Below are 7473 nucleotides of genomic sequence, written 5' to 3' on the forward strand. Positions count from 1 at the left end.
AGCGCGCCTCCCTGCCTCCACCAAAATGATCGCACCTATCGCTCCCGCCTCGCTCCCGCCTCGCTCCCCCGCCCCGGCTGAGGTTGCCAATGGATCCCGAATCAGGTTCGGGACGACGCTGGGTGGTTAGGGCGGGGATATCGCGGGTGATGGATGTCGCGGAGGAGCCGGGCGCAGCGTGACGTTGCGAGGTGCGCGTGCCCGGTGCGTGACGGCGACTTTATCCCCGTTTTGGCGGTGCGGGGCGTGCGGGGACGAGGCTGGGTGCTGCAGTCATGGGGGTGGAACGGGGCGGTCGCGTGCTCCGACCGGCACCGCGATCAATATCGCCAACTCGACGAGCAAATTTCGCAAAATCGCGCACAAGATTAAGCGATCTTGCACGCGCCGTGATCAACTGAGCGCAAGTGGCTGACCCACAACGCAAAACGCCGCCAGGAGATTTTCCGGGCGGCGTTTCGGTCTGTGTCTTGTCAGCGCCGTTGAGGCGCGGGGCTGGCGTCAGCCGTAGGTGACGTTGATGATCTCATAGGCGTGCGCGCCGCCGGGGGCGGTGACCTCGACGGTGTCGCCGATGGCCTTGCCGATGAGCGCGCGGGCGATCGGCGACGAGATCGAGATGCGGCCGAGCTTCACGTCGGCCTCGACGTCGCCGACGATCATGTATTTCTTCTCTTCCTCGGTGTCCTCGTCGACGAGGGTCACCGTGGCGCCGAACTTCACGGTGTCACCCGACAGCTTGCTCACGTCGATGATCTCGGCGCGGCCGAGCTTGTCCTCGAGCTCGCTGATGCGGCCCTCGTTCAGGCTCTGCTGCTCCTTGGCGGCGTGGTACTCCGCGTTTTCCGACAGGTCGCCGTGGGCGCGGGCCTCCGAGATCGCCTGAATGATGCGCGGACGCTCTTCGGACGTGCGCTGCTTCAGTTCTTTCTCCAGCATGGCGTAGCCGGCGCCGGTCATCGGAACTTTTTCCATAGGTCTCCGACCCTTCCACTGCGCGCGCCCGGTTCCGGGCGCGCGATAAAAAATCCACCGCCCGACCGGGTTTCCGGTCGGGACGCTCTGAACTCAGGTCTGTGCGAAATAGGCCTGCAAGGGGAACACTTCAAGATGGCCTGAAGCGTATGCCTCGATCCCTTTCGCCGCCGCTACGGCTCCCGCCAAGGTCGTATAATAGGGGACCTTGTGCAAGAGCGCGGCGCGGCGCATCGACCGGCTGTCGGAGAGGGCCTGCGCCCCTTCGGTCGTGTTAAAGACCAGCTGGACCTCTCCATTCTTGATAGCATCGACGATGTGCGGTCGCCCTTCAAGCACCTTGTTCACCTTGGCACATGAAATCCCCCGCTCCTCCAGGAAGGCCTGGGTTCCGTGGGTGGCGATGATCTTGAAACCGAGCCGCGCGAGCCGCTCGATCGGGTCGAGCGCGCGCTCCTTGTCGGCGTCGCGCACGGAGACGAAGACCGTGCCGCTGGTCGGCACGCGGGTGCCGGAACCGAGCTGCGACTTGGCGAAGGCGACCTCGAAGGAGCTGCTCAGGCCCATGACCTCGCCGGTGGAGCGCATTTCCGGACCGAGCACCGTGTCGACGCCCTGGAAGCGGGCGAAGGGGAACACCGCCTCCTTGACCGCGACATGCTTGAGCGGCGGCAGGGAGAGCCCGAAATCGGCGAGTTTCTCGCCGGCCATGACGCGGGCGGCGATCTTGGCGATCGGCTGGCCGATGGTCTTGGCGACGAAGGGCACCGTGCGCGAGGCGCGCGGGTTGACCTCGAGCACGAAGATGTCGCCGTTGCGGATCGCGAACTGCACGTTCATCAGGCCGCCGACGGCAAGGCCCTTGGCCAGCGCCTTGGCCTGACGCGTCAGTTCCTCGATGGTGTCCGCCGACAGCGAATGCGGCGGCAGCGAGCAGGCGCTGTCGCCGGAGTGGATGCCGGCTTCCTCGATGTGCTCCATGATGCCGCAGACGAAGACGTCGGTGCCGTCGCAGATCGCGTCGACATCGACCTCGATGGCACCGTCGAGATAGCGGTCGAACAGCAGCGGGTTCTTGCCGAGCACCGTGTTGATCTGGCCGGTCTTGTCGTTCGGATATTTGGCGCGCACGTCGCCCGGCACCAGCTCCGGCAGCGTGCCGAGCAGATAGGCGTTGAGCGCCTCCTCGTCGCGGATGATCTGCATCGCGCGTCCGCCCAGCACATAGGAGGGGCGCACCACGAGCGGCAGGCCGAGGTCGGCGACGATCAGCCGGCTCTGCTCGACCGAATAGGCGATGCCGTTCTGCGGCTGCTTGAGGCCGAGCTTGTGCAGGAGCTTCTGGAAGCGGTCGCGGTCCTCGGCCAGGTCGATCATGTCGGGCGAGGTGCCCAGGATCGGCACATCGGCATCCATCAGCGCCTGGGCGAGCTTCAGCGGCGTCTGGCCGCCGAACTGCACGATCACGCCGTGAAGCGTGCCCTTACGCTTCTCGACGTTGATGATCTCCAGAACGTCTTCAGCGGTGAGCGGCTCGAAATAGAGCCGGTCGGAGGTGTCATAGTCGGTCGACACGGTCTCCGGGTTGCAGTTGACCATGATGGTCTCGAAATCCGCGTCCTGCAGCGCGAAGGCGGCGTGACAGCAGCAATAGTCGAACTCGATGCCCTGGCCGATACGGTTGGGGCCGCCGCCCAGGATCACGACTTTCTTGCGGTCGCTCGGGTCGGCCTCGTCGGCCAGCTTGCCGGCGAAGGGCGGCTCGTAGGTGGAGTACATATAGGCGGTCGGCGAGGCGAATTCCGCCGCGCAGGTGTCGATGCGCTTGTAGACCGGATGCACGTCGAGGCGCGCGCGCTGGTTCAGCACGTCGCGTTCCTCAAGGCCGGCGAGCGAGGCGAGCCGAGCGTCGGAAAAGCCCATCGACTTCAGCTTGCGCAGGCCTTCGGCGTGATCCGGCAGCCCGTGGGCGCGGATCTTCTCCTCCATCTCGACGATCCCCTCGATCTGGCGCAGGAACCACGGGTCGATGTGGCAGGAGCGGTAGATCTGGTCGAGGTCCATGCCGAGCCGCACGGCCTGGGCCACCTTGAGCAGGCGGTCCGGGGTCGGCGAGGCAAGGGCCGCGCGGATGGCGTTCTTGTCGTCGTTCTGGCCAAGGCCCGGGATCTCGACCTCGTTGAGGCCGTCGAGCCCGGTTTCCAGGCCGCGCAGCGCCTTCTGCAGGCTTTCCGCGAAGGTCCGGCCGATGGCCATGACCTCGCCGACGGACTTCATCGCGGTGGTCAGGATCGGCTCGGCGCCGGGGAACTTCTCGAAGGCAAAGCGCGGGATCTTGGTCACGACATAGTCGATCGACGGCTCGAAGGACGCCGGGGTCGCGCCGCCGGTGATGTCGTTTTCCAGTTCGTCCAGCGTGTAGCCGACCGCAAGCTTGGCCGCGATCTTGGCGATCGGGAAGCCGGTCGCCTTTGAGGCAAGCGCGGAGGAGCGCGACACGCGCGGGTTCATTTCAATGACGATCAGCCGGCCGTTCTCGGGATTGACGGCGAACTGCACGTTCGAGCCGCCGGTCTCCACGCCGATCTCGCGCAGCACCGCCAGCGAGGCGTCGCGCATGATCTGGTATTCCTTGTCGGTCAGCGTCAGCGCCGGGGCGACGGTGATCGAATCGCCGGTATGAACGCCCATCGGGTCGATGTTCTCGATGGAGCAGATGATGATGCAATTGTCCGCCTTGTCGCGGACGACCTCCATCTCGTACTCCTTCCAGCCGATCACCGATTCCTCGACCAGCACCTCGGTCGTCGGCGAGGCGTCGAGGCCGCGCTCGATGATGTCGAGGTATTCTTCCCGATTGTAGGCGATGCCACCGCCGGTGCCGCCGAGCGTGAAGGACGGGCGGATGATCGCCGGCAGGCCGATGTCGTCGAGCGCATCGAGCGCCTCCGACAGCGAATGGGCGAGGCGCGAGCGCGGCGTCTCCAGCCCGATCTTGTCCATCGCCTGGCGGAACAGCTCGCGGTCCTCGGCCTTGTCGATGGCCTCGGCGGTCGCGCCGATCATCTCGACGCCGAATTTCTCCAGGACGCCCATCTTGCGCAGCGACAGCGCGCAGTTGAGCGCGGTCTGGCCACCCATCGTCGGCAGCAGCGCGTCGGGGCGCTCCTTCTCGATGATCTGTGCGACGATCTCCGGCGTGATCGGCTCGATGTAGGTCGCATCGGCGAGATCGGGATCGGTCATGATCGTCGCCGGATTGGAATTCACCAGAATCGTCCGGTAGCCTTCCTCGCGCAGCGCCTTGCAGGCCTGGGTGCCCGAATAGTCGAACTCGCAGGCTTGCCCGATGACGATCGGACCCGCTCCGATGATCAGAATGGAGGAAATATCTGTGCGTTTGGGCATTGTTGGCTCGCGAGACTTCGCCCGCGTCCGCCGCTTTGTGGCGGGGCGGGAGGGTGAGGTGATGGCAAATCGGTCGGCTGAACGCGGCTTATAGGCAAAAAGCGCGGGTTGCGAAACCCCATCGCTGGCATCGGGCGCCGCCAAATGACCGCCGTGGGCGTTCCGTCAGTCCTGGCTGGAGGTTTTCGCGGCCCGATCAGCCGCCGTGTCCGGCGCCGGCACGAGCGCCGCGACGCTATCGGTCCCGTTGAAATCGTCAATGCCGCTGGAAATGGCGAAACAGGCAAGGCGGACCGATTTGGGGATTTCGACGGGGCGGCCGTCCCGGTCGCCCTTTTCGTAATACTGGATCATGCGCTTCTTCAGACCCAGCCGGTCGGCGGCGTCCTTCTGTTTCAGCCCCAGCGCCTTGCGCCACTGGCGAAACCGGTCCGGCGTCATCGTCTCGAAGCCTTGATCGGATAAGCTCTGATCGGAACCTGTCGTCTTCATTGTCGTGTTCGGACCCGCACGCACCCGGCTCCTGCTCCCGTGATCGTTGTCCGGCGCGTCCGCTCCCCATGCGCCCGCACGGCCGAGGCCGCGCCAATGAATCGGTCCTGATCAAGAAAATGTCAAACCCGCTCATGCAATGACCCAGACAAGACGGCCTTGGGGACAGTGCGGGCTCTGCGTCATTCCGGACTGGACCTCATTGATAATTTGTTGATAAATACTTTAGTCTGACTTGACGAGCGTTCCGGCTCGGGTCAGTCGGCCTCTCGTTGTTGCGGATGTCCGCACTCTCCTGATCGATGGACCCATGCTCATGTCCGCGCGAAAAGGCCTTCCGGCCTTGAGTGACACGCTTCTTATACACTCGCGGGCACAGTCAGGGCTGGCGGACTATTGCCGCACGCGCGGCGTTCCCTACGACCGGGTGATGCGGGAGAACGGTCTCGACCAGTTGAGCGCGCCGATGTCGCTCGGCGATCATATCAGCCTGCGCGCCCATGCGCGCGCGCTGGAGGTGTGCGCCGCCTACTCGGGGGACGAGACCTTTGCCCTCGCCTGGTCGCGGGACATGGGACCCGGGCGCGACGATACGGTCTCGCTCGCCCTGCGGTACGCGCCGGATTTTCTCACCGCCCTGCAGACGACGGCGCGGTTCATCTGCATCGTTCTTGATCTGGCGGAGGTCCGTGCCCGGCACGCCAGTGGCAGTGCCTCGATCGCATTCGCCCTGTCCCCGGAGCTTGTCTGCCGCGACCAGTTGGTCGACCGGACGGCGAGCAAGACCCTCATGCGCCTGCAACAGGTCTGCAGCGACGGGGTGCGGCTGTCGCATGTGTCGCTGACGCGCAGCCGCCCGGCCTCGCCGCAGGCACATGAGGCCTTCTTCGGGGTGCCCGTGCGCTTCGAGGCCGAGGTGAACTGCCTGCGCTACGAGGTCGACGACGTCAGGCAGCCCAACCCGCTGCGCGACGACGACCTTTTTGCGGCGCTGTGCGAGCTGAACCGCCGCCGTCTGGACGACCGGCGCCGGGCGGAGGATTTCACCTCACGGGTGTGCGATGCGATCGCCGAACGGGTGTCGGATCCGGGGCTTACCGCCGCGACGGTCGCGGCGGCGCTGGCGATCAGCGTGCGGGCGTTGCAGCGCCGCCTGCAGGAGCGCGGACAGACGTTTCAGGGGCTCCACGATGCTGTGCGCTATCGCATGGCCGTCGATCTTCTCGGGTATACGACGATGTCCGTCTCCGAAATCGCCTACCGGCTCGGCTTTTCCGCCACGGGGAATTTTTCGCGCGCGGCCAAACGGTGGTTCGGATGTCCGCCGTCGGCATGGCGGCTGGAGCGGGCGACCTCGGGCAAGGGGGGGGCGGCAGCCTTTGCGTCGCTCGATGCCGCCTCGAAATAGGCGCATGACTGCAAGTCGCGACGGTATACCGTTGCAACCGGGAGACGTTAAAAGCCTGAAAATCAAGCAGTTGACTTAAGTCTGTTGATCCTCTGATCGCGAGACCGGAGCCGAGACGCTTCGTTATTGGTTTTGGAGATCAGGGTTTCTGCATGATCTCGAAAGATTTTGTGATGCAAATCTGCAAATCAACTTTCGGTTTGTAAGTTTTTGTCATTGATGAAATTTATGGACGTAATAATTTCTATTTATCGTGACGGTTGAAAGTTTTATTTTGTTCGCGTTGCGTGCGTATCTTTTTTAAAGAATGCGTCGATTGGTGTCCGCGGATAAAAAAATGGCGCGTTCGGAGAACGTGCCGACGCGTCGGCAATGGCATACTGACCTTTGGGAATGTTTGCCGTTCGATGTAACGCGGTTACACGCGCAATCGACCCGCGACCTTCCCGAGGGTGACCGCTGATGCGGTCGGGTGCGGAGAATCCTCCGCAATCTTCTTCGCACGACGCGATAGATCGGGAAAACGATGAGTATCGGAATGCTGAAATTATCGGAAAAGTCAGTCGCAGTTCCGGACCTGGCCGGTCCGATCCGTATTGATCCCTCCGATGACGCGAAGCTGTCCATTGCCGAAATGGCGGACACATTCGGCGTGACGTTGCGCGCATTGCGTTTCTATGAGGAGAAGGGGTTGCTGAACCCCGAGCGTCGTGGCGCCCGGCGACATTATGGCCCACGCGATGTGGGCCGTATGCGCGTGATCCTGCAGGCCAAGCGGGTCGGCCTGACGCTGACGGAAATCCGCGAAGTGATCTCCCTGGTCGAGGGCAAGCAGGCTCGCGAGACGCAGCTCAAGGCGCTGCGCGAGATCTGCGCGCGGCAGGAAGAGATCCTGAAGGAGCAGCAGGCGCAGATCGTCGAGCAGGTCGACGAGATGACCGGCGTGCTGGATGCGCTCGACGATCTGATCAAGTCCGGGGCAAACGCCTGAGCCGTCAGCGGCAAGGCGCGTTTTCCAAGCGGCCGCGCACCGGAAACGAACGTGAAAAAGGCGCCGCGGATTTCCGCGGCGCCTCAGACTGCTGACAAACCCCTGGCTTTGGCCGGGGGTTTTTGATTCATTGTTTTTATGTTGAAGAAGCCCGGCCCGGATCAGACAGCGCTCGAGATGGTGACGCTTGAGCAGCTTG

Annotated in this window: 5 protein-coding genes; 2 read left to right on the forward strand and 3 right to left on the reverse strand. The window is 63.9% G+C overall.

What is annotated here, in order from left to right; genetic code table 11:
• Window positions 1–501: 501 nt before the first annotated feature.
• From greA to LC092_RS19675, 3 genes are all read right to left on the reverse strand, one after another.
• On the reverse strand, window positions 502–975 hold the full coding sequence (gene greA / locus LC092_RS19665; protein WP_224809290.1) for a transcription elongation factor GreA: 474 nt from the start codon (window positions 973–975) through the stop codon (window positions 502–504).
• Window positions 976–1068: 93 nt separating this feature from the next.
• Window positions 1069–4383: a carbamoyl-phosphate synthase large subunit gene (gene carB / locus LC092_RS19670; protein ID WP_224809291.1), complete on the reverse strand. Its 3315-nt coding sequence runs from the start codon at window positions 4381–4383 to the stop codon at window positions 1069–1071.
• A 165-nt stretch (window positions 4384–4548) separates the two neighbouring features.
• Complete coding sequence (locus tag LC092_RS19675; protein ID WP_224809292.1) at window positions 4549–4875, reverse strand: helix-turn-helix domain-containing protein; 327 nt, start codon at window positions 4873–4875, stop codon at window positions 4549–4551.
• Between the two features lie 316 nt (window positions 4876–5191).
• Here LC092_RS19675 and LC092_RS19680 point away from each other — a divergent pair, with 316 nt between their 5' ends.
• Window positions 5192–6283 carry an AraC family transcriptional regulator gene (locus LC092_RS19680; RefSeq protein ID WP_224809293.1) on the forward strand — a complete coding sequence of 364 codons (1092 nt, stop codon included), beginning with the start codon at window positions 5192–5194 and terminating at the stop codon, window positions 6281–6283.
• 526 nt (window positions 6284–6809) lie between these two features.
• Window positions 6810–7274 carry a MerR family transcriptional regulator gene (locus LC092_RS19685; protein ID WP_224809294.1) on the forward strand — a complete coding sequence of 155 codons (465 nt, stop codon included), beginning with the start codon at window positions 6810–6812 and terminating at the stop codon, window positions 7272–7274.
• The last annotated feature ends 199 nt before the right edge of the window (window positions 7275–7473 follow it).

The organism is Stappia stellulata (assembly GCF_020176715.1).
GTDB lineage: Bacteria > Pseudomonadota > Alphaproteobacteria > Rhizobiales > Stappiaceae > Stappia.